The sequence below is a fragment of the Thalassospira profundimaris genome, assembly GCF_003326755.1.
Classification (GTDB): Bacteria; Pseudomonadota; Alphaproteobacteria; order Rhodospirillales; family Thalassospiraceae; genus Thalassospira; species Thalassospira profundimaris_B.
This window is the reverse complement of the sequence record NZ_JPWH01000002.1, coordinates 180,987-203,282: the sequence shown is the minus strand read 5'-3', so window position 1 is coordinate 203,282 and position 22,296 is coordinate 180,987. Positions and strand designations below refer to the sequence as shown.

Here is a 22,296-nt window from a genome sequence, read left to right as displayed (position 1 = left end):
TAACGCTCTGCTCAATTCCCTGTGCGCCGATGACAGGAGTTACGAACCACCAAGCTCAAGAGCTGCCCGGCGCCGTTCCCTCAAAGAACCGGCTGTGACCCGGCCATCTCCGGTTGGTTGATAATAAACTGTCATCTCGCGCAGGGCCGCACGGACCTTTTCAAGCGCGACATCCGCTTCATCGGCCAGCTCATAGGCATCAAAACCACAGCGGTGCATATTTAAAATCTGGTCGCGCAAAACATCGCCAACCGCACGCAATTCGCCCTGATACCCGTAATGTTCGCGCAACACGCGACCATAGGAATAACCACGGCCATCGGTATAGGACGGAAATTTCACCGCGATCAGCGAAAACCGGTCAATATCGTCGGCCAGATCCTCGGGCGCATCCCCCGGAACAAGCAACACCCCCAAGCCACCATTCCGGGCAATCAGCGCATCACGTTCCGCCTTGAACCGGGCCAGACTCACCAGAACATTCGCGCCACTTTCCGGCACCAATGCCTCGTCATCAAGCGCGACCCAATCATTTTCGATCACGCTGTCATTTTTAACGATCGCCATAAAGCACCTCCTTGAACGGGTCCATGCCAACACGGCGATAGGTATCGATAAAACGTTCGCCGACATTGCGAATGTCGATATAGCGCGTAATCAGCGCCTCAATGGCATCCACCACTTCGGCTTCCGAGAAACCGGCCCCGGCAATTTTACCAATCGAGGCATCCTGGCTGGCATCGCCGCCCAGCGTGATCTGATAAAATTCCTTGCCGCGCTTATCGAGGCCCAAAATACCGATATGACCAACATGGTGATGACCACAGGCATTGATGCAGCCCGAAATCTTGATCTTGAGCTCGCCAATATCATATTGCCGGTCCAAATCGCCAAAACGTTCGGAAATACGCTGCGAGAGCGGAATGGAACGTGCGGTTGCCAGCGCACAATAATCCAGACCCGGGCAGGCAATAATATCGGTGACAAAACCCAAATTGGCCGTTGCCAGACCGGCATTTTTCAATTCCGCCCACAGGGCAAAAAGTTCGGCCTTTTTCACATGCGGCAGCACAAGATTTTGCTCGTGGGTGACACGCACGTCACCAAAGCTGTACTGATCGGCAAGATCACCCACCAGTTCCATCTGTTCCGCCGTGGCATCACCGGGAATGCCGCCAATCGGTTTTAGTGAAATATTGGCAATGGCATAACCGGGCTGTTTATGCGCAATCACATTAGACCGCACCCAGGCGGCAAAATCCGGATGAGCCTGCTTGCGGCGTTCAAATTCCGGGTCGTTATCGCGCAATTCCTCAAAGGCAGGCGGGGCAAACTGGGCAATATATTGCGCAATTTCGTCATCACTGACACGCAGCGAACCATCCTTGATTTTCGCCCATTCTTCTTCCACCAGGCGGCTGATTTCCTCAACCCCGACCTCGTGGACCAGAATTTTAATGCGCGCCTTGTATTTGTTATCGCGGCGGCCAAAGCGGTTATAAACCCGCAAAATGGCTTCCAGATACGAAAACAGGTCGTTCTTGCCAATAAAATCGCGAACGGTTTTACCGACGAACGGTGTCCGCCCCAGGCCACCGCCGACAATCACCTCAAAGCCGGTCTCGCCCGCGTCATTTTTGTGCATCCGCAGGCCAATATCGTGCACCCGCACGGCGGCACGGTCATTGGGCGAGCCTGTTACCGCAATTTTGAATTTGCGCGGCAGATAGGTAAATTCCGGATGGAAGGTGGACCACTGGCGGATCAGTTCGCAATAGGGGCGCGGATCTTCGATCTCGTCAGCCGCAGCGCCGGCATACTGGTCAGTCGTGGTGTTACGAATGCAATTGCCAGAGGTCTGAATGGCGTGCATTTCCACCGTCGCCAGATCCTCCAGCGCATCGGGGATTTCATTGAGTTTCGGCCAGTTGAACTGGATATTCTGGCGCGTGGTGAAATGGCCATAGCCCTTGTCATAGGTCCGCGCAATATGACCCAGCATGCGCATCTGGTTGCCATTCATGGTGCCATAGGGCACGGCAATGCGCAGCATATAGGCATGAAGCTGCAAATAAACACCGTTCATCAGGCGCAGCGGCTTAAATTGGTCTTCGGTCAGTTCGCCCGACAAACGACGGGCAACCTGGTCACGAAACTGTGTGGTGCGTTCCGCAACAAGCTGGCGGTCAAAATCATCATAACGATACATAATGTATCCTCCTTATCCCGCCTGATAACCAAGATCGGGGCGAACGCTTGGTCCCAATGTGCGCAGAATTTCACGGTACTTGATTGGCACCAACACACCATCTTCATTAGCAACATCAATCAGATACGGTCCAACAACCGTGATCTGCTGCTTTTGGGTATTTGCCCGCGCCAGCAGGGCTTCGGCCTGCTCTGCATCCCCGGCGCAAATGGCCTGTCGGATGTCAGTACTCCAGCCCTCATCGGCGGTCATAAACACCGCCAGGCCATCATCAAGCCGGTTTGCCGTAACAACTTGCAAGGACATTGGGTTCTCTCAGACAGTAAATCTCTCATGGGTGCCCGCGCGGAACCGGGCTTTTGTTGTGTAGAATTTGGCTTATCACACCGTATTGGTCAAGTTTTTTTGTTAAATACGATAAATAACATATTTTTAATGTTAATAATAGCAACCTTGACGCTCCGCATTCCCTCGGCTAGTGCACATGCAGCCTTACAAACTGATAGCACCCATGCCCCAGAACCTGATCAAATTGAGTGTCGGCACCGAAAGCCCGGAAACACTGCGCCAGTGGCAGGAATATATGCGCCAGACCTATGGCCGCATCTATCACACCACCCGCATGACTCCGAAGCGCCGGGATGAGGTGCTGGATGGCGGATCGATTTACTGGGTGATCAAAGGGGCCATTCGCTGCCGCCAGCGCGTGATTGATCTCGAAGAATTTACCGACGAGGCCGGGATCAAACATTGTCGCATCGTGCTGGACCCGGACCTGATTGAAACCGCCGCCTACCCGTTTCGGGCCTTTCAGGGCTGGCGTTATCTGGCGGAGGATAAAACCCCGCCCGATGCCAAAAGCAGCGGCACGGATGATACCATGCCCGAAGACATGGCAATGGAACTGCGCGATTTGGGCCTGATTTAAAGCCAAAGATTTGCAAGCGGGTCGGATCAACTGATATCCTGCGCTCCGATGGCAATGGCAGGCTGATTTTCTTCAATATCCTTCAAAGTGACAGCCACTTCCTTTTTCAGCCATTGAATAAAGGCCAACACGCGCGGGCGATTAAGGTTTTCTTCCGGGCAGGTCACATAATAGGCATAGCTTGAGGCCACCTTTTGCGAAAAGGGCCGCACCAAAAGCCCGGCCTTCAGGTCCTGGGCTGCCAGTGATGTGCGGGCAACGCCAATGCCCTGCCCCACCAGGGCCGCCTGAATAACCATATCCCCACTATTGAACCGCAGGCCCCGGCGCAAATCAATGCCGGTAACGCCAACACCATCCAGCCAGAACTTCCAGTCCGCCGCACTGGTTTTGTGATCATCCGATGTTGCATCATGAAGCAATCGATGGGCGGCAATATCCTGTGGTTCGCGCAAGGGCGGGCTTGAGGCCAGATAATCCGGACTGCATACCGGGAAAATCTCGTCACGCATCAGGCGTTCAACATACAGGTTCGGGTACCGCCCGCGCCCGAAGCGAACCGCCAGATCAATACCTTCACGGCGAAAATCCACCAGCCGGTCATCAGCATGGATGCGCACATCAATATCGGGATGTTCGTTTCTGAAATGTCCCAATCGCGGGATCAGCCATTTTACAGCAAAGGACTGCAAAACACTTACCGTCACCACCCCGGCTTCCTCAACCGACAGCAGACTCTCGATCTCGCTGGCAATGCGGGTAAAGCCCTCGCTGGTGGCACGCGCTAGGCGCTCGCCTTCATCGGTCAGTTGCAAGCGGCGTGGCAGGCGAAAAAACAGCCGAAATCCCAGATGATCCTCAAGCTGCCTGATCTGCTGGCTCACCGCGCCCTGGGTCACAAAAAGCTCCTCGGCTGCACGGGTAAAATTCAAATGCCGGGCGGCGGCATCAAACGCCCGCAAGGCCTGTAAAGGCGGTAATCGCATTTCACCCCCCCAAAAAAAACCGGGTCCCTCAACGGCAGTCGCGTCGTAGCACAGGCCAACCGTCAGTCATTAGTCTGGCTAATATATAAGCTGAGAATATATGATTTGTCACTGGGCATTTTCTGAACAAAAACTCTGTTCAACACAAATGATAACAGCCACATCCCGGTAATACGGGACGGAGTTCACCGAAATGTCCTTTCCAAATCCCATTAGCCAGGCTGGCGAAACATGCCCTGAAACACCTGCCCTCTGCGCGCTTCAGGCCAATTCCATAAAAAACAGTGACCAGCCCCGCGACCTCACCATCGCCGGGCTGCATTCCAGGGCCGTGCAGATACCAAACTGCTTTTTTGATGCCATCAATCGTTTTTTTGACGCCCTGGCACGCCGCCTCACGACACGCCGCAAACAGCGCCTTGATGTTCGCATCATGAGCGACCGCAACCTGGCAGATATCGGTCTTTCGCGGCGCGACTTTGATCATATTCCCGAAAGACCCGCACATTGGAACTTTCATTTGAAAAATTGATCTGTCTGCTTGCGACCGGTTGAAAAGAATACGTATCCTGTTTGATAGAACAGTCCCGGTCGCAGAAAAGACCGGCGGTTGCCCTGCCACGGAAAGGATCAGACATGGCCAAAAAGCAAAAACCGGCATCAAAAAAAACAACATCCGACAAAAAAAACGACGACATTCCGGTTCTTGACGATGCGGTTCACAAAACCCAGCACAGTCGCAGCCATGCCAACCGCCATCCCGACCTGCAGGGCCTGGATAGCGAAACCCGCGATCACATGTTACTGGATTCCGAAAGCCTGACAATGGAACGTGTGGATGATGGCAACGGAACACATCATCACCATAAAGATAAAGACAAACACCCCCGTGATGCCGCCACCAAACGACAAAACGATATCGAGATGGCCCACAAAGACACGATGAAAACCGAAAAGGAAGCTGCCGCTGTCGCCAAACGGGCAACCCATATTATTCACAAACAGGTCAGTGTCCCCGCAGATCTGCCCGACACGCCTGATGAGCCTCTCAAAAAGATCAAGACCAAACAGTATCTTGAACTTATTGCCCCGCTGCATATCGAGCTTCTAAAATTCCAGAACTGGGTCAAAAGTGAAAAGGTAAAGGCCCTGATCATTTTTGAAGGCCGCGATGCAGCAGGCAAAGGCGGCACCATCAAACGCTTTACCGAACACCTCAATCCGCGCGGCGCACGGGTTGTTGCACTTGATAAACCCAATGATCGCGAAGTCACCCAGTGGTATTTTCAGCGTTATATGGAGCATTTGCCATCCGGCGGCGAAATCGTGCTGTTTGACCGGTCCTGGTATAACCGGGCAATGGTGGAGCGGGTGATGGGTTTTTGCACCCGTTTTGAGGTCAGCGAATTTTTGCAATCCGTGCCCGAACTTGAACGCATGTTGCTGCGCTCGCACATTTCCATGACCAAATTTTACTTTTCCGTCAGCAAGGACGAACAGGCCCGCCGGTTCGCCCAACGTCAGGAAGACCCCTTGAAACAATGGAAACTCAGCCCGGTAGATCTCGCCTCGCAAAACCTGTGGGACGAATATACCGAGGCCAAGGAGGAAATGTTCTACGCCACCTCCACCCAGGCCTGCCCGTGGGTGATCGTCAAATCGGATGACAAAAAACGCGCCCGCATCAATGCCATTCGCTATTTCCTGTCGCAATTTGACTATCAGGGTAAACTGCCCGACCTCTTGCAATATGATCCGCGCATCATTCGCAATGTGGATCAGGAATTGGGCATCGACGAATAAATCGAGGAACCTTGAGGCACGTTTCGGGTTTGCTCGAAACGTGCCCGGTTTCTTTTCAAACTAAAGCGGCTTTGTACCAAGGCATTTTTGCGCCGGGCATTATTCACAAACCAATATCTGCATGAGTTGTGCGCCACCAATTGACAATCCCGCCACGCGCAGCCTTTATAACGCACAGGAAAAACCACAAAACGGGAGGCCGCAACATGGCCAAATGTGCATTTATCGGGCTTGGCGTCATGGGATATCCGATGGCGGGACACCTGCAAAAAGCCGGACACAGTGTTACCGTCTATAACCGCACCACCAGCAAAGCCGAAAAATGGGCCGACGAATTTGGCGGAAACTTCGCCGAAACCCCGGCAAAGGCCGCCGAAGGTGCGAAATTTGTTTTTTGCTGCGTTGGTAATGACGATGATTTGCGCAGCGTCATCACCGGGGCGGATGGTGCCCTGGCAGGCATGGCATCGGGCAGCATCCTGATCGACAACACCACCGCATCGGCCAATGTTGCGCGCGAACTGTATGAACTTGCCGCCAAACAGGGCGTTTCCTTTATTGATGCGCCGGTTTCCGGCGGACAAGCCGGGGCCGAAAACGGTGTTTTGACCGTGATGTGCGGCGGCGACCAGGCAGCCTTTGACAAAGCAGCACCGATCATCGATGCCTTTGCCCGTTCCTGCCAGTTGCTGGGCGAAAGCGGCAGCGGCCAATTGACCAAAATGGTCAACCAGATTTGCATTGCCGGTCTGGTTCAGGGCCTGGCGGAAGCGATGAATTTTGGCAACAAGGCCGGCCTTGATATGACCAAGGTGATTGATGTGATTTCCAAAGGCGCAGCCGGTAGCTGGCAAATGGAAAATCGCGGCCAGACGATGGTGGATGGCAAATTCGACTTTGGCTTTGCCGTTGACTGGATGCGCAAGGATCTTGGCATTTGCCTGGATGAAGCAGGCCGCAATGGCGCGCGCCTGCCCGTCACGGCCCTGGTTGACCAGTTCTACGCCCAGGTTCAGGGACGCGGCGGCAATCGCTGGGATACCTCCAGCCTGATCCACCTGCTGGCAAACGACTGATTTTATAAACCTTACCGAAAAAATGGCGGCACCTTGCAATGCCGCCATTTTTATAGATACACCAATAAAGCGTGTGCAGAAGCGATCAAAGACCTGCACGCAATAGCGGCTCAACCTGACTGCGATATTGCGCCAGCATGCCATTATTGAAATAGCCTACGGCACATTCCAGAACCTCGTCATGCGGGGTGTCGTCCTTTTTGGCCTGATCTGCCGCATCGGGTGCAATTTCGTCCGTCTGCGGGTTGGGGGCCTGGTCTTCGGCCTTTACACCATCCTTGCCTAAACGCTCAATCTCGATCGGGGCTGCGCATTTGTCCCCATCGACCGAGGTGATCGTTTTGCGCGGGTCACGACGACGGGGCGGCAGGGCATGGGCAAGGTCAATCTCGCGATCAAATTCCTCGGCATCCTTCAGCTTCACCTCGATGTCGGGCACCACACCATTGCCCTGCACGATATGATCTTCCGGGGTGGTATAATAACCGGTAGTGATTTTAACACCACCACCGCCCGAAAGCGGCATGATGCGCTGCATCGACCCTTTGCCGAACGACCGTTCACCAATAATGATGCCACGTCCGTTTTCACGCAGGGCCGCTGCCATCAATTCAGCCGCCGAGGCCGACCCGCGATCAAGCAGAATCACCATCGGAACGCCAGCAAAAAAGCTGCTGCGATCGGCTTCATAAGTGCGCATTTTGCGCTCGCCCCGGCCTTCAGTGGCAACAATCAGGCCTTTGGACAAAAACTGATCGGCAATGTCGGCCGCAGAATCGAGCAACCCGCCGGGATTGCGCCGCAAATCAACGATGATACCGCGGGGATTGGCAACGTCCTTGGTCAGTTCTTTCAAATAATCCCGGGTCTGCTCCAGGGTATTGGCATCAAACCGGGAAACGCGGATATAGGGAATATCATGATCAATGATCGCAGCCGTAACAGAGGGTACTTCAATCTTGGCGCGACGAATAACCACATCAAAATTCTTGTCCTTGCGCAAAATACCCAGGCGCACCGGCTCTCCCACCCGTCCGCGCATCAAACGCACGGCTTCGGATATGGGCTGACCTTTCATTTCATGATCATCAATCGATGTAATACGGTCATTGGGTTGCAAACCGGCGCGCGCGGCGGGGGTATCATCAATCGGCGAGACAATACGGATTTGTTTGTCTTCATCCTGGGCAATAACGATTCCGACCCCGGCAAAGCTGCCTTCCGTACTTTCCTGCAGGCGCTTGAACATGTCTTCCGACATATAGGCGCTATGCGGGTCAAGATCGTGCAAACTGTGGTCCAGCACCTCGCCCACAACATTTTCAGGCGATTTGTCCTTTAAGTCCAGCTTGGGCAAATCCGCGATGGAATCATCGACAAACTTGGTCGTGTCAACGTCGAAAACATAGGTTTCACGCAAAACCTGCAACGCTTCAACATACAGGCTGTCTGCCCGGTCAAGTTGATTCTCGGTGGCATTGGGATCAACATAGCCACGATAAGCATCCAGGAAACGCTGTTCATCCTGATCGGCCCAAATGGGTCCCGCACAGGCCACCAATCGTGTTCCGGCAAAGGCAATAATGATTCCGAAAACAATTGGTAAAATTCCCTTCCGCAGCACCGCAGGCTCCTTGTCATCAAGTTTAAATCGTAACAGTCGTTATATTCTTCACCGCGCAATCACGACCCGAAGGCCCGCATTTCGGGGCTTTGTCCCAAAAACAGATATATTCCGATTGCGATAAGACAATATATATAGGCTGATCACAGCGAAAAATAAATCGGCCTTGGCAAATACAGCCCGGCAAATTGACGGAATTGTTCCTGCCGCGACAATATGGACTCGAATTCCGCCCCCGGCTTGATTATGCTACCCCGAACAAATGATGCCCGGCAAAAGATCGTGGCACATCCGAGCGGGCGCCTCACTACTATTAGGGAGACGTCATAATTCATGACCGACTATTCGCCACCCATTGATGATATACGGTTCATTCTTCGTCACGTCATCGGCCTGGATCATATCGCCGACATTCCGGCCTTTGCCGACGCCACACCCGAAACCATTGACGCCATTCTTGATGAAGCGGGCAAACTGGCTGCAAACCATCTTGCGCCCCTAAACAGAACCGGCGACACACAAGGGGCCCATTTACAACCAGACGGCACTGTCAAAACGCCGGATGGCTGGCAAGACGCCTATAAACTGTTTCAGGAAGGTGGCTGGCAGGGTATTTCCGCCGATCCCGAACATGGCGGCATGGGATTGCCGCTTGTGCTCGGCGCTGCCGTTGCCGAATTTTGGCATTCCGCCAATATGGCCTTTGCCTTGTGCCCGATGCTCACCGCCGGTGCGATTGAACTTCTGACCACGCATGGCTCAACAGCCCAAAAAGAGCTTTATCTGACCCGGCTGATTTCCGGCGAATGGACCGGCACCATGAACCTGACCGAACCCCAGGCAGGTTCTGATCTGGCACAAATACGAACCCGTGCGGAACCCGACGGCACCGGCACCTGGCGTATTCGCGGGCAAAAAATATTCATTACCTATGGCGATCATGATCTGACCGAAAATATCGTTCATCTGGTTTTGGCCCGCACCCCGGAGGCCCCGGCTGGCGTTAAAGGCATTTCGCTTTTTATCGTGCCCAAATTCCTGTGCGACGAAAACGGCACGATTGGTGAACGCAACGATGTCCATGTGGTGTCACTGGAACATAAGCTGGGCATTCATGCCAGCCCCACCGCCGTTTTAACCTTTGGCGACCATGACGGGGCTGTTGGCTACCTTGTTGGCGAAGAAGGCCAGGGCCTCGCCGCCATGTTCACCATGATGAACAATGCCCGCCTTGCCGTGGGCCAACAGGGTATTGCGATTGGGGAACGCGCCTATCAGCAGGCACTGGCGTATGCCAGAACACGGATACAGGGGCGCGATGCCACCGGCACCCCCTGCCCCATTCTGTATCATCCCGATATTGCCCGTATGCTGCTTCGTATGCGTGCCAGCACCGAAGCGGCACGCATGATGGCACTTTATGCCGCCAAGCAGATCGACATTGCCCACCATCATCAAGATGGCAGCACATCTCGCAAGGCACAGGCCCGTGCTGACCTTCTGATCCCCATGATCAAGGCCTGGGCGACCGATCTTGGTGTGGAAAATGCCTCGCTCGGTATTCAGGTGCATGGCGGAATGGGCTTTATCGAGGAAACAGGGGCCGCCCAGCATCTGCGCGATGCCCGCATTGCGCCAATCTATGAGGGCACCAACGGCATTCAGGCCATTGACCTGATCGGGCGCAAGCTTTTACGCGACAAAGGCACCGCCGCACTTGATCTGATCCGCACAATGAAGGCCGATATTGGCAATAGTGCAAACGCCAGTGCCCTTGGCATAGCAATTGAGCATCTAAAAACTTCTGTCGCGTTGATCCTGGATCAATGTGCCGATGATCATAACCGCGCCCAAACCGTGGCGAGCCCCTTTTTGCGGCTTTTTGCCGTTGTTTGTGGCGGCTGGCTCATGCTCAGGTCTGGCGCGGCACTTGACAATGACGATCACAGTTTTTCAGACGCTTTTGCCAACCGCAAGCGGGCGTCTGTTGTGTTCTATCTCAGTCAAATTGTACCGGAATGCGAAATGCTGCAGGCACAAATCCATTATGCCCTCACCCCAGATACGATTCCGCTGGCTGATCGCATTTTGACAGAAATTGAAACCGGCTTTACAGCCGGTTAACGAGCAGGCAGTATCAGGCCCGCCATTTGCCGTTGCGGTTGAATTTCCGCCCTGGGCAAGGGCGGGCCTCTTGCTCGAATGCGGCTTTTCAGGCAATAAGAGATTGAAAATCAAGCCAATTGTTATTGGCAAGCCTTCAATTTGACGAATACGAAAAAATACGGAAATTTTCGGTCAATTTCCTGTTTCTGTTTTTATCGGCTTCTCTATAATCCGCCCGATGAATCGCTTGACCCGATATATGCTCAAACAGCAGCTTATCATGATGGTTTTTGTGACACTGGGCCTGCTCTGTGTCATTTGGCTGTCGCAAAGCCTGCGTTTCGTGGAAATGATTGTAAACCGGGGTCTGTCGATTTCGGTCTTTTTGCATTTGACCTCCCTGCTTTTGCCCAGTTTCCTCACGATCATTCTCCCCATCGCTTTGTTTTTCGTGGTGGTGTTCACCTATAACAAGCTGATCCAGGATCGCGAACTGATCGTGATGCGGTCTGCCGGGTTAAGCCAGTGGGCGCTGGCAAAACCGGCCATTATCCTGTCGGTCTGTGTGGCCGCTGTGGGGTATTTCTTAACGCTCTATTATCTTCCCTATAGCTATCGTCAATTCAAGCAACTGCAATATACCATCCGGAACGATTATTCGTCCGTGTTGTTGCAGGAAGGCAGCTTCACCGATATTGACGGATTGACAATCTATGTGCGCGAAGTCGGGCAGGATAACGAGCTGATGGGTATTCTGGTTCACGATGCCCGCAACCCCAAGGCACAAAGTACGATGATGGCAAAGCATGGGGCGCTTGTGCGCACCGATAAAGGCCCGCGTATTGTGCTGCTCGATGGCAACCGGCAGGAAGTGAACACCCAGGACGGCACCATGTCGATCCTGTATTTTGACCGCTATGCCGTTGATATTGCAGAGGATGTTGACGACCCATCCCTTCGGTATCTCGAGGCGCGCGAACGCAGTGTCAGCAACCTGCTTACCGCTGACCCGCCCGATATTCAACCACAGGATATTCGCAAATACCGTGCCGAGGGACATGAAAGACTGATTTCGCCACTCTATGCCATAGGCTTCGCCTCCTTGGCACTGGCAGTTCTGGTTTCGGGCAGTTTTTCACGCCGGACCCAGCATTCCCGTCTGTTAATTGCCATCGCCCTGATGATCGGCAGCGAGGCCGCCGCGATCGCGCTTAAGAACCTGGCGGCAAAAAACCCTGCCTTTATTATACTCATGTATCTTAATGTGTTAATTCCCATTATTGGCGGAATGTACTGGACCTTGCGCGGCCCCAAAATAACGCTGGCCCGCGCGGCCGGAAAAGATCGTCAGGAAGAAGGGTCCGCCTCATGAGGATCTCTCCCCTTCTGACCTGGTATTTCGGACGCCATGTCCTGTTTTCGATCCTTGCCATTCTGGTTTTGCTGGTTGGGCTTATTTTTATTGGCGATCTGATCGAACTTCTGCGCCGCGCAAGCACCCGGCCGGATGCGACGATCGGTATCATCATCCAAATGGCGCTGTCGCGCATTCCGTTCATGACGGAAAAAGTTCTGCCCTTTGGTGTGCTGTTTGGATCGATGTATTCGTTCTGGAAACTGACGGGGAATCAGGAACTGGTTGTCACCCGCGCTGCGGGGGTTTCCGCCTGGCAATTTCTATTGCCGCCGCTTCTGTGTGCCTTTTTGCTTGGCACCCTTCAAATCACGGCCTTAAACCCGCTTTCGTCAATTCTGCTGCAAAAATATGAAAAACTCGATTCCCGGTATCTCAAGGGTGTTTCGAGTGTGATGAATTTGTCATCCAGTGGCCTTTGGCTGCGCCAGGGCACACAAAACGGGCAGGCGGTTATCTATGCGCGCACCATTCATTCGCAGCAGGAAAACCGCATTGACCTGCGCAATGTTACCGTCTTCCGTTTTGAAAACCTGGACGATTTTACCTCGCGGATCGACGCGGCACGGGCGGTACTGACACCGGGCCTTTGGCATTTCTACGACGCCTGGAGCTTCATACCCGGCCAGAAAAGTACATTTGCCAAAGATCTGGAATTGCCAACAAATCTGACGGTGCGCAAGATCCAGGACAGTTTCGCCTCCCCCGATACAATGTCTTTCTGGGACCTCAAGCCGTTCATCAACCTGCTCGAACATGCCGGTTTCAATGCAAGACGGCACCTCATTCATTTCAACAGCCTGTTATCAAGACCGTTACTTTTATGTGCGATGGTTCTCATTGCGGCGGCTTTTTGTCTTAAATTTTCTCGACGCCGACGGGTTTCTCTTGTTATCGGGGGTGGTGTTACCACGGGTTTTCTGTTGTATTTCTTTACCGACGTTGCTTCTGCATTGGGCGTTTCAGGGGGCTTGCCCCCGGCACTGGCAGCTTGGGCACCAGCCGGCATTTCCGCTCTGCTGGGGATATCGACACTGTTACATCTGGAGGATGGCTAACTAGATGGCGGACTTGTCAGGGGGAAGTCTGAAAGCATTGGCTGTATGGGGTCTGATCGGGGGAATCGCGACACTGGCGATACCGGGGATCTCTCATGCCCAGGAAACAGACGCAAATAAACCAGGTGTGAGTGCAAAAACGCACGATGACGGTAACAGCAAAAACGGCACGAATTCCGATCAAAAGGAAGATCCGTTGCTGTTTTCTGCCGATGAAGTTGACTATAGCGAGGATCTGAAAACCGTTACGGCGCGTGGTAATGTCGAAATCTCGCGCGATAATCAGGTTCTGATGGCCGATACGGTCAGCTATGACATGACCAAGGACATCGTTTCGGCGTCGGGCAATGTCAAAATGCTGCAACCGAACGGGGAAGTCATTTTTGCCAATTACATCGAACTGACCGGCGACTTCAAGGAAGGTATCGTCAAGGATATTTACGTCCTTCTTGACGACCACACCCGGCTTGCCGGTGTTGGCGCACGCCGCAGTGCCGGCAACTTTACCGAACTGGCAAAAGCGGTCTATTCGCCCTGTAACGTATGCAAGGATAACCCGGATGAACCGCCGCTCTGGCGGATCAAGGCTGCCCGCGTGATCCATGACCAAAAGGGCCAAAGCATTGAATATAAAGATGCCCGTCTCGAATTCGAGGGCATTCCCGTTTTGTACAGCCCGTATTTCAGCCATCCCGACCCGACAGTCAAACGTCGCTCGGGTTTTCTTGCGCCCTCCTTTGGCAGCACCAGCTATGTCGGGCCACGCTTTGAATTGCCCTATTACTGGGCCATCGACAAATCCAGTGACCTCACCGTAACCCCCATTATCACCGCCAAAAAAGGCGCGATTCTTTCATCCGATTACCGGCGCAAATTTGATACCGGCAATCTGAATATTGTCGACAGTCTCACCGATGGCGGAGATGACGGCTGGCAGGGCCATATCGACGCGACCGGGCGTTTTGATATCGACAAAAACTGGCGCTGGGGCTTTGATGCCGAACAGGCGTCAAGCAAAACCTACATGTCGCGGTATGGCTTCGGTTCACCCTCGGTCCTGACATCCAATCTGTTTACCGAACATTTTACCGCCCAAAATTACGGCCGGATCGACGGGTATTATTTTCAGGGGTTAAAGGAGGAAGACAGCCGCGCTACCAGCCCGCTGGTGCTTCCGCACGCCCAGTATCATGCCCGCACATCTCCAGATGCAAACGGCGCCTATACCACGCTGGATCTTGATGCCCTGTCGCTGTCTCGGCGCACGGGGGCGGATTCCAACCGCCTGTCGGGCAAAGTCGGCTGGGAAATGCCGCATATCAGCGATTATGGGGATGTGACAAAACTTACGCTTTCGTTACGCGGCGACAGCTATCTGGTCAATAATGTAACCCGCAGCGGGCAATCCGATTATACAGGCTATGCCGGGCGCACCGTCCCGCTCGTTGCCATTGACTGGAACATGCCCTTTGTTCGTGATGAGGGTGGCTATCATCAGGTTATCAAGCCGATCGCCATGGTCGCCTGGTCTCCCAACGGCGGTAATCCCGACGAAATCCCGAACGAAGACTCGCAGTCATTCGAGTTTGATGACATTAACCTGTTTTCACATGACCGTTATGGCGGCCTGGACAAGATTGAAGACGGCCTGCGTGCAAGTTATGGCCTTGAATGGGGCGTTTACGGGCAAAATGGCGGCTATACCAACGCCCTGTTTGGGCAAAGCTATCGTCTGGAAGACAATAACACCTTTGCTAAGGGCTCCGGCCTGGACAAACACCTGTCAGACTATGTTGGCCGCCTGACGGTTGCCCCGAACCAGTATGTTGATCTGACCTACCGTTTCCGTCTGGACAGCAATGACTTTTCCGCACGCCGCAACCAAGTGTCGGCCAGTGTTGGGGACGAAAAGATTGTTCGCCTTGATCTTAGCTATCTGCAACTTTCAGAAAATGCGGGAACAGAAGAATTTAACGACCGCGAAGAATTTTATTTCAACGCAAGACGCAGATTCGATGAACACTGGTCAGGCAATGGTTATGGCCGTTTTGATATGGATCGGAACAGCTCCCCCCTTGAATACGGTATCGGGTTTCAGTACGAAGACGAGTGCTTTATTTTTGACGGACGCGTACGTCGGACATTCTATCAGGATCAAGATCTTGGACAGTCTGACGAAATCATGTTCCGCCTCGTCTTCAAGACATTGGGCGAATTTGCCTCGCAAGCAGGACTTTAACAGAATATGAGACCTTACATTTCCAGACCGCTCCAGCTTTGTGCGATGCTTCTTGGCGTTGTTCTGTTAACCTTTTCAGCGGGGCAGGCTCGTGCCCAGTCGACCATCGGTCTGGCTGCTGTTGTCAATGACCAGCCGATTTCCGTGGTCGATTTGATTGACCGTCTCAAACTTGTTGCAACAACATCGAATATCCAGCTTACCGATGATCGCCGGCGGGAAATGATCCCCCAGATTCTGCAACAGCTGATTGACGAAACCCTTCAGATGCAGGAGGCAAAGCGCCTTGGCTTTACGGTCTCTGACGACGATATGAAGCGTGCCATTGCTGCCGTAGAGCAAAATTCCGGTATGCCGCCCGGGGGACTGGAACGTTATCTTCAGGCCAACAATATTCCGCTTGAAACCCTTAAAGACCAGTTGCGTCCGCAAATTGCGTGGCAAAAAGTCCTGCGGTCAATGCGCCGTGACATCGAAATTTCCGAAAGCGAAATTGACGATGTGCTGGAACGTATCAAACGAAACCAGGACAAACCGCGGAGCAATGTTCAGGAAATTTTCCTGCCCATTGATAACCCGCAGGAAGAAAACAAGGTTCTGGACAACGCCCAAAAAATCATCGGTGCCCTGCGCAATGGTGCCAGTTTTGAAGGCCTTGCGCGCCAGTTTTCCGCCAATGCCAGTGCGGCCAACGGAGGCAACCTTGGCTGGATGTCAGCCGGTGAAATGGACAGTACGCTGGAAGATGCCATTAACAAAATGCAACCGGGCCAAATCAGCCAACCCATCCGGACCGTCCGGGGGTACTACATTCTGAAACTGCTTGATCGCGCAAAAGGCGACACCGATGCGGACCGGGACATCAAACTTGATCTTTATCAGCTTTACGTCCCCATTTCACAAAACGCCTCGTCTGACGAAATCCGTACCAAAGTCGGCATTTTGCAAAATGCACGCGAAACAGCCAAAAGCTGCGAAGATATGGCCAAAATCGCGGTTGATCTGGGCTCGGATCTTAGCGGCCGAACCAAAGGCATATCACCACAGGAGCTTTCCGGCACCGTCGCAACGGCTGTAAGCCAGCTTAAAGACGGGGAAACATCGAATGTGATTCGTGTTGATGGTGGTGCACTTGTCGTCATGCTGTGTGGCAAAACGGTCAAAAGCACCCTGCCCGACCGTGATACCATTCACAACCGCCTGCTGATGGAACGCCTTGAAATTGCCGCCCGTCGCAAATTGCGCGAACTGCGCCGCGAAGCCTTTATTGATATCCGTATCTGACATATCTGGCAGATACCCAACCTTATGCGAGACCGCCAATGGCACACAAACAGCCAAAACCACTGGCAATGACCCTTGGCGATCCTGGCGGCATTGGCCCGGAACTCGCATTGAAGGCCTGGCAGGCCTATCAGAATGCAAGCAAAACATCAGCACATCAGGGCAGCGACATGCTGCCCTTTTGCCTGATTGCCCCGGCCCGCATCATCGCACAATATGCCGATATATTGGCCTATGATGTGCCACTCATTCCCGTCAGCGACATCAGCCAAACGAGCGATCACTTCGCAAACGGTCTTCCCGTCCTTGAAATCGCCGATAATGGTGCTGCCGTCATTCCTGGTGTCGCGGCTGCCAAAACGGCCTACATGGTCATTGACAGCATCAAAACAGCAGTTGACCTCACCCGCAAAGGGACTGCATCCGCCGTTGTCACCAATCCCATTCAAAAAAGTGCACTATACCAGGCAGGTTTCAGCCACCCCGGCCATACGGAATTCCTAGCCGAGCTGGCAGGCCCCGGTACCATTCCGGTCATGATGCTGGCAAACAGCAAACTGCGCGTTGTGCCCCTGACCATCCATATTGCGCTGTCTCAGGTTCAGTCCGCCCTGACGACCGACGTGATTGTCGATCTATCACGCATTACCGCAACGGCATTATCCCGCGATTTTGGCCTGGTCCAGCCCCGTCTTGCCATTGCCGGGTTAAACCCCCATGCCGGCGAAGACGGTGCAATGGGACATGAAGAACAAACCATCATCACACCGGCCATCACGCGCCTGCGCGAGGAAGGATATAACGTTATCGGCCCCCTGCCCGCCGATACGATGTTCCATGAAGAAGCGCGTGCGGAATATGACGTTGCCCTGTGTCCCTATCATGATCAGGCACTTATTCCCGTCAAAACACTGGATTTCCACGGGGGTGTGAATGTCACCCTGGGGCTGCCCTTTATCCGCACCTCGCCGGATCACGGCACCGCACTCAATATTGCCGGTAAAGGTCTCGCCCGCGCTGACAGCCTGATGGCAGCCCTGAAAATTGCGAACCAAATGGCCCATAACCGATTTGGCACGGGTACCAAAAATGATTGATTCGCCGGTCCCGTCCGATCAGCCTACCGTCAAACTGGCAAATGATGGCCTGCCGCCGTTGCGCGACGTCATCGCCGAACATGACCTGTCAGCCCAAAAGAAATTCGGCCAGAACTTTCTGTTTGATCTGAACCTGACAGGTCGCATCGCCCGTGCTGCGGCACCGCTGGATAATGCCACCGTCATCGAAATTGGCCCTGGCCCCGGCGGATTAACACGCGCCCTGTTATTTAACGGTGCCCAAAACCTGACCGTGATCGAGCGCGACCCCCGTTGCCAGCCGGTGCTAACCCAAATCAGCAATCATTATCCGGGCTGCCTGCATGTCATTGATGGCGACGCCCTTGACGTGGATGTCACCACACTTGGCCCGGCACCACGCAAGATCGTCGCCAACCTGCCCTACAATGTCGGCACCTTGCTGCTGATCGGCTGGCTGGAAAACATTGACGCCTTCGCCAGCCTGACCCTGATGTTCCAAAAAGAAGTCGCCGAGCGTGTGGTGGCGAAACCCAAAACCAAGGCCTATGGCCGATTGTCGGTGCTGTGTCAGTATTTGTGTGACTGCGACATTCTGTTTGATGTCCATCGCAGCGCCTTTACCCCGCCGCCCAAGGTCACATCAGCCGTTGTTCAACTGATCCCCAAGGCCGAGCGCGGCGAAAATATCAACATAGGAAGCCTCGCAAAGGTTACGCAGGCAGCCTTTGGTCAACGGCGTAAAATGCTGCGCGCCAGCCTTAAAAGCCTGAATATCGATGTTCTTGCCCTTTTGGAACAGGCAGAGATTGCCGAAACCGCCCGCGCAGAAGAATTGTCGGTAACGGACTTTGTCAGGCTCACACGGATTTATGACACTCTTTAAAAAAACATCCCCCTGTGTCGCCGACATCAGGGGGATTTTCTTGCTAAGCAGTGCAAACGGCACATTCCGGATCAGTCGGTCAAAAGCTTCTTAACAAAAGCATTCAGTTCCATCTGCCGTTCACGCTTGACCCGTTCCGCACCGATAATATGCTCGACAGAGGCAAGGCACTGTTCAAGGTTGTCATTGACCAGCACATAGTCAAATTCTTCCCAGTGGCTGATTTCCGCCCCGGCCTTTGCCATGCGCTTCATGATCACGTCGTCGGCATCCTGCCCCCGGTCGCGCAGGCGGCGTTCAAGTTCCGCCGATGATGGCGGCAGGATAAAGACCGACACAACGTCGTCACCGCCTTTTTCGCGCAACTGGCGCGCCCCCTGCCAGTCGATGTCAAACAGCACGTCCCGCCCGGCGGAAAGGGCTTCCTCGACCGGCTGGCGCGGCGTACCGTAATAATTGCCAAAGACCTCTGCCCATTCCAGCAGCTCGTCATCGGCGATCATATGTTTGAAGCCATCGACAGATTTAAAAAAGTAATGCACGCCTTCTTCCTCGCCCGGGCGAGCGGCACGGGTCGTTGCGGAGACGGACAACGAAATCAGATCGTCTTTTTCAAGCAACTGCCGGGTAATTGTGGTTTTACCTGCCCCGGATGGCGCACAGAAAACCAGCATGACGCCCCGACGCTTATGCGAATCAATCATTGGTCAAACCTTTCGCCCATCCTTATTCAACGTTTTGCACCTGTTCGCGCAACTGGTCGATAATCACTTTCAAATCCATGCCGCAACTTGTCAGTTCAATATCATTTGCTTTGGAACACAAGGTATTGGCTTCGCGGTTAAATTCCTGGCACAGGAAATCCAGTTTACGGCCAATTGCCCCGCCCTTGCCAATCATGCTGCGTGCTGCCGCGATATGCGCCTTCAAGCGGTCGATTTCTTCGCGCACATCAACCTTGGTCGCCAACAGGGCGGCTTCCTGATGCAAACGGTCCGCGTCAAACTGTCCGGCATCCATCAGGTCGCCAATCTGGCGTTGCAGGCGCGCACGAATGGCCTCCACCCGGGCACCGGCACAACTTTCGGCTTTTGTTACCGTTTGTTCAATCCGGTCAATATGGCCTAACAACATGTCATGCAGCTTCACACCTTCGGCATTCCGGTTTTCAGCCAGTTGGGCAATCGCGATTTCCAGGGTCGCCATCATGGCGGTTTCGCGGGCTTCACGGCTGGCGTCATCTTCGGTTTGCTCAACGGCTTCCAGCACACCCCGCACATTCAACAGATCGGCAATGGTGCCAGCCCCCAGCTTGCTGGAACTGTCAAATTCCTCGGCCAGTCGAACCAGATCGGCCAAAAGATCGCGATTGATACGATAGCTTGTATTTTCGCCGGGTCGCGTGACATTCAGGGTAACGCCGATATTGCCACGTTTAAAAACCTTTGAAACCGCATCCCGAACCGGAGCCTCAAGCCGCTCTGCACCATTCAGACGGGCGCGAACATCCAGTCCCTTGCCATTCACACTGCGAAGTTCCCATACCCAGGCAAATCCCTCACCTGCCCCTTCGGCGCGGCCAAACCCGGTCATGCTTGATACGGTCATGCTGATAGTCATCCTTTTAAATTGTATGCGGTTTTATAGCGCCGCATTGCCGCACCGCCAAGAATAAGTCACCGATAAAACACGTAAACTTCCTGACGAACTTTCATATTGATGCCCCAATCATCCGTCATGTTCGCCCCGGTTTTAAACACGCAGAAAATGCGACATTCATGAAGCGGAACATATCCTCGCATGTCTTTGCAATATAACGCAATTCTGATTACAGGTGCCAGTTCGGGCATTGGGGCGGCGTTGGCACGGCATTATGCCCGCCCCGGCGTAACCCTGTTTATCAGCGGACGGAGCAAATCGCGCCTGAAACAGGTTGAGAATGACTGCCGAAATAACGGTGCCAATGTCTTTGCCGACATCCTTGATGTCACGGATGCAGAGGTCATGCACCAATATGTCACGCAGTGCTATGGCATTATGCCGCTTAGTCTGGTCGTCGCCAATGCCGGTATTTCGGCAGGCAGCGGCGGGCTTGGTGAAACGCCAGACCAGGTTCGCGAGATCATGTCGATCAATGTCGAAGGCGTGTTAAACACCATTGATCCGGCCATTGAATTGATGACACGTGATGGCCGGGGCCAGATTGCGATTATGTCTTCCCAGGCATCGTGGCGCGGCCTTCCCACTGCGCCTGCCTATTGCGCCAGCAAGGCCGCGGTTCGTGTCTATGGCGAAGCCCTGCGCGGCAGCCTTAAATCAACCGGTATCCGGGTGAATGTCATCTGTCCCGGATTTGTCAAAAGCCGCATTACCGACGCCAACGATTTTAAAATGCCCTTCCTGATGGAAGCCGACAAAGCCGCAAAAATCATAGATCGCGGGTTAAGCAAAAACAAAGCCCTGATCGCGTTTCCCTGGCAAATGAACATGGCAACGAAATTGCTGAAATATCTTCCATCCGCTCTGTATGAACGCGTTACCGCCCGTCTGCCCCAAAAGCCGTCCCGACAGAGCAGTTAAGCGGTTCAACGACAAAACCGGTCAGCCCGGCATCGCCGGGCCCGGACGATTAAACGCCCGATGCAATGCCGGGCCCGAAAGGCTGGCTAAAACCTTTGGTTTTTAATCAGCACTCTGGGCCCGCAATTTACGCCAGCGCGCTACATTGCGATTATGTTCGTCCAGGGTACGGGCAAAGGCATGGCCCCCTGTCCCGTCGGCAACAAAATAAACTTCATCTGTTGCCGCCGGATGCAAGACCGCGTAAATCGCCTCGCGCCCGGGGTTGGTAATGGGTGCTGGCGGAAGGCCGTTTACAACATAGGTATTGTAAGGGCTTTCATATTTCAGATCCGCGCGGGTCAGCGCACGATTAAGTGGCACATTGGGGCTGACGGCATAGGCAACAGTCGGATCTGACTGCAACCGCATATTCTTGCGCAAACGATTGACGAAAACACCGGCAACCCGCGCCCGTTCGGCAGCAATTCCCGTCTCACGCTCAACAATGGATGCCAGAGTCAGCGCCTGTTGACGCGTATCTATCGGCAAATCGGGCGCGCGCTGGGGCCACAACCGGTCCAGCAAGTCCGCCTGGGCGGCCTGCATCCGGTCAAGGATGCTTTTTTTGCTATCGCCATAGGAAAATTGATAGGTTTCCGGCAGCAATGTTCCGTCATCGGGAACGGTATCAATGGTGCCAACCAGCCCGTCAACACGATCAAGCCGATCGACAATCTCGATACTGCGCAATCCTTCAGGAATGGTGACAAACCGCTTGACGGTTTCGCCTGACGCCAGAATTTCCGCAGCCTGCCGGGGACTGACACGGGCCGGGAAATGATATTCCCCCGCCTGTAGCGCATGATCCAGACCAGCAGCCCGCACACCCACCAAAAAGATCAGCGGATCGGAAACAATTTTCTGACGGGAAAGAATAGCACCAATCTGGCGAACGCCAGTCCCCTGCGGGATGACAATGTCAATACCCTGGGCAAGACGACTGGGTGAGGTATAGGCAATATATACATACACCGCCACGCCCCCG

Annotated in this window: 20 protein-coding genes; 12 read left to right on the top strand and 8 right to left on the bottom strand. The window is 53.8% G+C overall.

Going from position 1 to position 22,296, the window contains the following annotated elements:
• Positions 1-39: 39 nt before the first annotated feature.
• Genes TH25_RS03970 through TH25_RS03960 form a run of 3 tightly spaced genes read right to left on the bottom strand, consistent with a single transcriptional unit; the run spans position 40 to position 2,515 of the window.
• Positions 40-567: a DUF934 domain-containing protein gene (locus TH25_RS03970; RefSeq protein ID WP_114087130.1), complete on the bottom strand. Its 528-nt coding sequence runs from the start codon at positions 565-567 to the stop codon at positions 40-42.
• Entirely contained in the window at positions 554-2,209 is a 1,656-nt protein-coding gene (locus TH25_RS03965; RefSeq protein WP_114087129.1) for a nitrite/sulfite reductase, read from the bottom strand. Before TH25_RS03965 ends, TH25_RS03970 begins: the two co-directional genes overlap by 14 nt.
• A gap of 12 nt (positions 2,210-2,221) precedes the next feature.
• A complete protein-coding gene (locus tag TH25_RS03960; RefSeq protein WP_114087128.1) occupies positions 2,222-2,515 on the bottom strand; it encodes a DUF2849 domain-containing protein in 294 nt (97 codons plus the stop codon).
• Between the two features lie 205 nt (positions 2,516-2,720).
• Between TH25_RS03960 and TH25_RS03955 the strand changes: the two genes are divergently transcribed.
• Entirely contained in the window at positions 2,721-3,137 is a 417-nt protein-coding gene (locus TH25_RS03955; RefSeq protein ID WP_114087127.1) for a DUF1489 family protein, read from the top strand.
• A 26-nt stretch (positions 3,138-3,163) separates the two neighbouring features.
• Here TH25_RS03955 and TH25_RS03950 read toward each other — a convergent pair whose 3' ends face one another.
• Positions 3,164-4,123, bottom strand: a complete 960-nt coding sequence (locus tag TH25_RS03950; RefSeq protein ID WP_114087126.1) for a transcriptional regulator GcvA — start codon at positions 4,121-4,123, stop codon at positions 3,164-3,166.
• 193 nt (positions 4,124-4,316) lie between these two features.
• On the opposite strand from TH25_RS03950, the gene TH25_RS03945 reads away from it, so the two are divergent.
• The 3 genes from TH25_RS03945 to TH25_RS03935 all read left to right on the top strand — a co-directional run bounded on the left by TH25_RS03945 (position 4,317) and on the right by TH25_RS03935 (position 7,002).
• Complete coding sequence (locus tag TH25_RS03945) at positions 4,317-4,655, top strand: DUF1127 domain-containing protein (protein WP_114087125.1); 339 nt, start codon at positions 4,317-4,319, stop codon at positions 4,653-4,655.
• A gap of 104 nt (positions 4,656-4,759) precedes the next feature.
• Positions 4,760-5,926, top strand: coding sequence for a polyphosphate kinase 2 (gene ppk2 / locus TH25_RS03940; protein ID WP_258549022.1), 1,167 nt, complete (start codon positions 4,760-4,762; stop codon positions 5,924-5,926).
• Positions 5,927-6,132: 206 nt separating this feature from the next.
• Positions 6,133-7,002: an NAD(P)-dependent oxidoreductase gene (locus TH25_RS03935; RefSeq protein ID WP_114087124.1), complete on the top strand. Its 870-nt coding sequence runs from the start codon at positions 6,133-6,135 to the stop codon at positions 7,000-7,002.
• 85 nt (positions 7,003-7,087) lie between these two features.
• On the opposite strand, the gene TH25_RS03930 is transcribed toward TH25_RS03935, so the two are convergent.
• Positions 7,088-8,626 carry a S41 family peptidase gene (locus tag TH25_RS03930; RefSeq protein ID WP_258549021.1) on the bottom strand — a complete coding sequence of 513 codons (1,539 nt, stop codon included), beginning with the start codon at positions 8,624-8,626 and terminating at the stop codon, positions 7,088-7,090.
• A 333-nt stretch (positions 8,627-8,959) separates the two neighbouring features.
• On the opposite strand from TH25_RS03930, the gene TH25_RS03925 reads away from it, so the two are divergent.
• The 7 genes from TH25_RS03925 (at position 8,960) to rsmA (ending at position 18,689) form a co-directional block, all read left to right on the top strand.
• Positions 8,960-10,750, top strand: coding sequence for an acyl-CoA dehydrogenase (locus TH25_RS03925; protein ID WP_114087122.1), 1,791 nt, complete (start codon positions 8,960-8,962; stop codon positions 10,748-10,750).
• 220 nt (positions 10,751-10,970) lie between these two features.
• Positions 10,971-12,104 carry an LPS export ABC transporter permease LptF gene (gene lptF / locus TH25_RS03920; protein ID WP_309471281.1) on the top strand — a complete coding sequence of 378 codons (1,134 nt, stop codon included), beginning with the start codon at positions 10,971-10,973 and terminating at the stop codon, positions 12,102-12,104.
• Complete coding sequence (gene lptG, locus TH25_RS03915; RefSeq protein WP_114087120.1) at positions 12,101-13,204, top strand: LPS export ABC transporter permease LptG; 1,104 nt, start codon at positions 12,101-12,103, stop codon at positions 13,202-13,204. Before lptF ends, lptG begins: the two co-directional genes overlap by 4 nt.
• A 4-nt stretch (positions 13,205-13,208) precedes the next feature.
• Positions 13,209-15,443, top strand: coding sequence for an LPS-assembly protein LptD (locus TH25_RS03910; RefSeq protein WP_114087119.1), 2,235 nt, complete (start codon positions 13,209-13,211; stop codon positions 15,441-15,443).
• A gap of 6 nt (positions 15,444-15,449) precedes the next feature.
• A complete protein-coding gene (locus TH25_RS03905) occupies positions 15,450-16,727 on the top strand; it encodes a peptidylprolyl isomerase (protein WP_114087118.1) in 1,278 nt (425 codons plus the stop codon).
• 38 nt (positions 16,728-16,765) lie between these two features.
• The gene (gene pdxA / locus TH25_RS03900) at positions 16,766-17,824 is read left to right on the top strand and encodes a 4-hydroxythreonine-4-phosphate dehydrogenase PdxA (protein WP_114087117.1); all 1,059 of its coding nucleotides are present in this window, start codon (positions 16,766-16,768) and stop codon (positions 17,822-17,824) included.
• A complete protein-coding gene (gene rsmA, locus TH25_RS03895) occupies positions 17,817-18,689 on the top strand; it encodes a 16S rRNA (adenine(1518)-N(6)/adenine(1519)-N(6))-dimethyltransferase RsmA (protein ID WP_114087116.1) in 873 nt (290 codons plus the stop codon). The genes pdxA and rsmA overlap by 8 nt, the downstream gene beginning before the upstream one ends.
• 71 nt (positions 18,690-18,760) lie before the next feature.
• On the opposite strand, the gene gmk is transcribed toward rsmA, so the two are convergent.
• Both gmk and TH25_RS03885 read right to left on the bottom strand, forming a co-directional pair.
• Positions 18,761-19,393 carry a guanylate kinase gene (gene gmk / locus TH25_RS03890; RefSeq protein ID WP_114087115.1) on the bottom strand — a complete coding sequence of 211 codons (633 nt, stop codon included), beginning with the start codon at positions 19,391-19,393 and terminating at the stop codon, positions 18,761-18,763.
• Positions 19,394-19,415: 22 nt separating this feature from the next.
• A complete protein-coding gene (locus TH25_RS03885; protein WP_114087114.1) occupies positions 19,416-20,297 on the bottom strand; it encodes a YicC/YloC family endoribonuclease in 882 nt (293 codons plus the stop codon).
• A gap of 192 nt (positions 20,298-20,489) precedes the next feature.
• On the opposite strand from TH25_RS03885, the gene TH25_RS03880 reads away from it, so the two are divergent.
• Positions 20,490-21,269: an SDR family NAD(P)-dependent oxidoreductase gene (locus TH25_RS03880; protein WP_114087113.1), complete on the top strand. Its 780-nt coding sequence runs from the start codon at positions 20,490-20,492 to the stop codon at positions 21,267-21,269.
• A gap of 102 nt (positions 21,270-21,371) precedes the next feature.
• Here the strand turns inward: TH25_RS03880 and mltG are convergent, their stop codons facing one another.
• Complete coding sequence (gene mltG / locus TH25_RS03875; RefSeq protein WP_258549020.1) at positions 21,372-22,283, bottom strand: endolytic transglycosylase MltG; 912 nt, start codon at positions 22,281-22,283, stop codon at positions 21,372-21,374.
• Positions 22,284-22,296 lie beyond the last annotated feature (13 nt).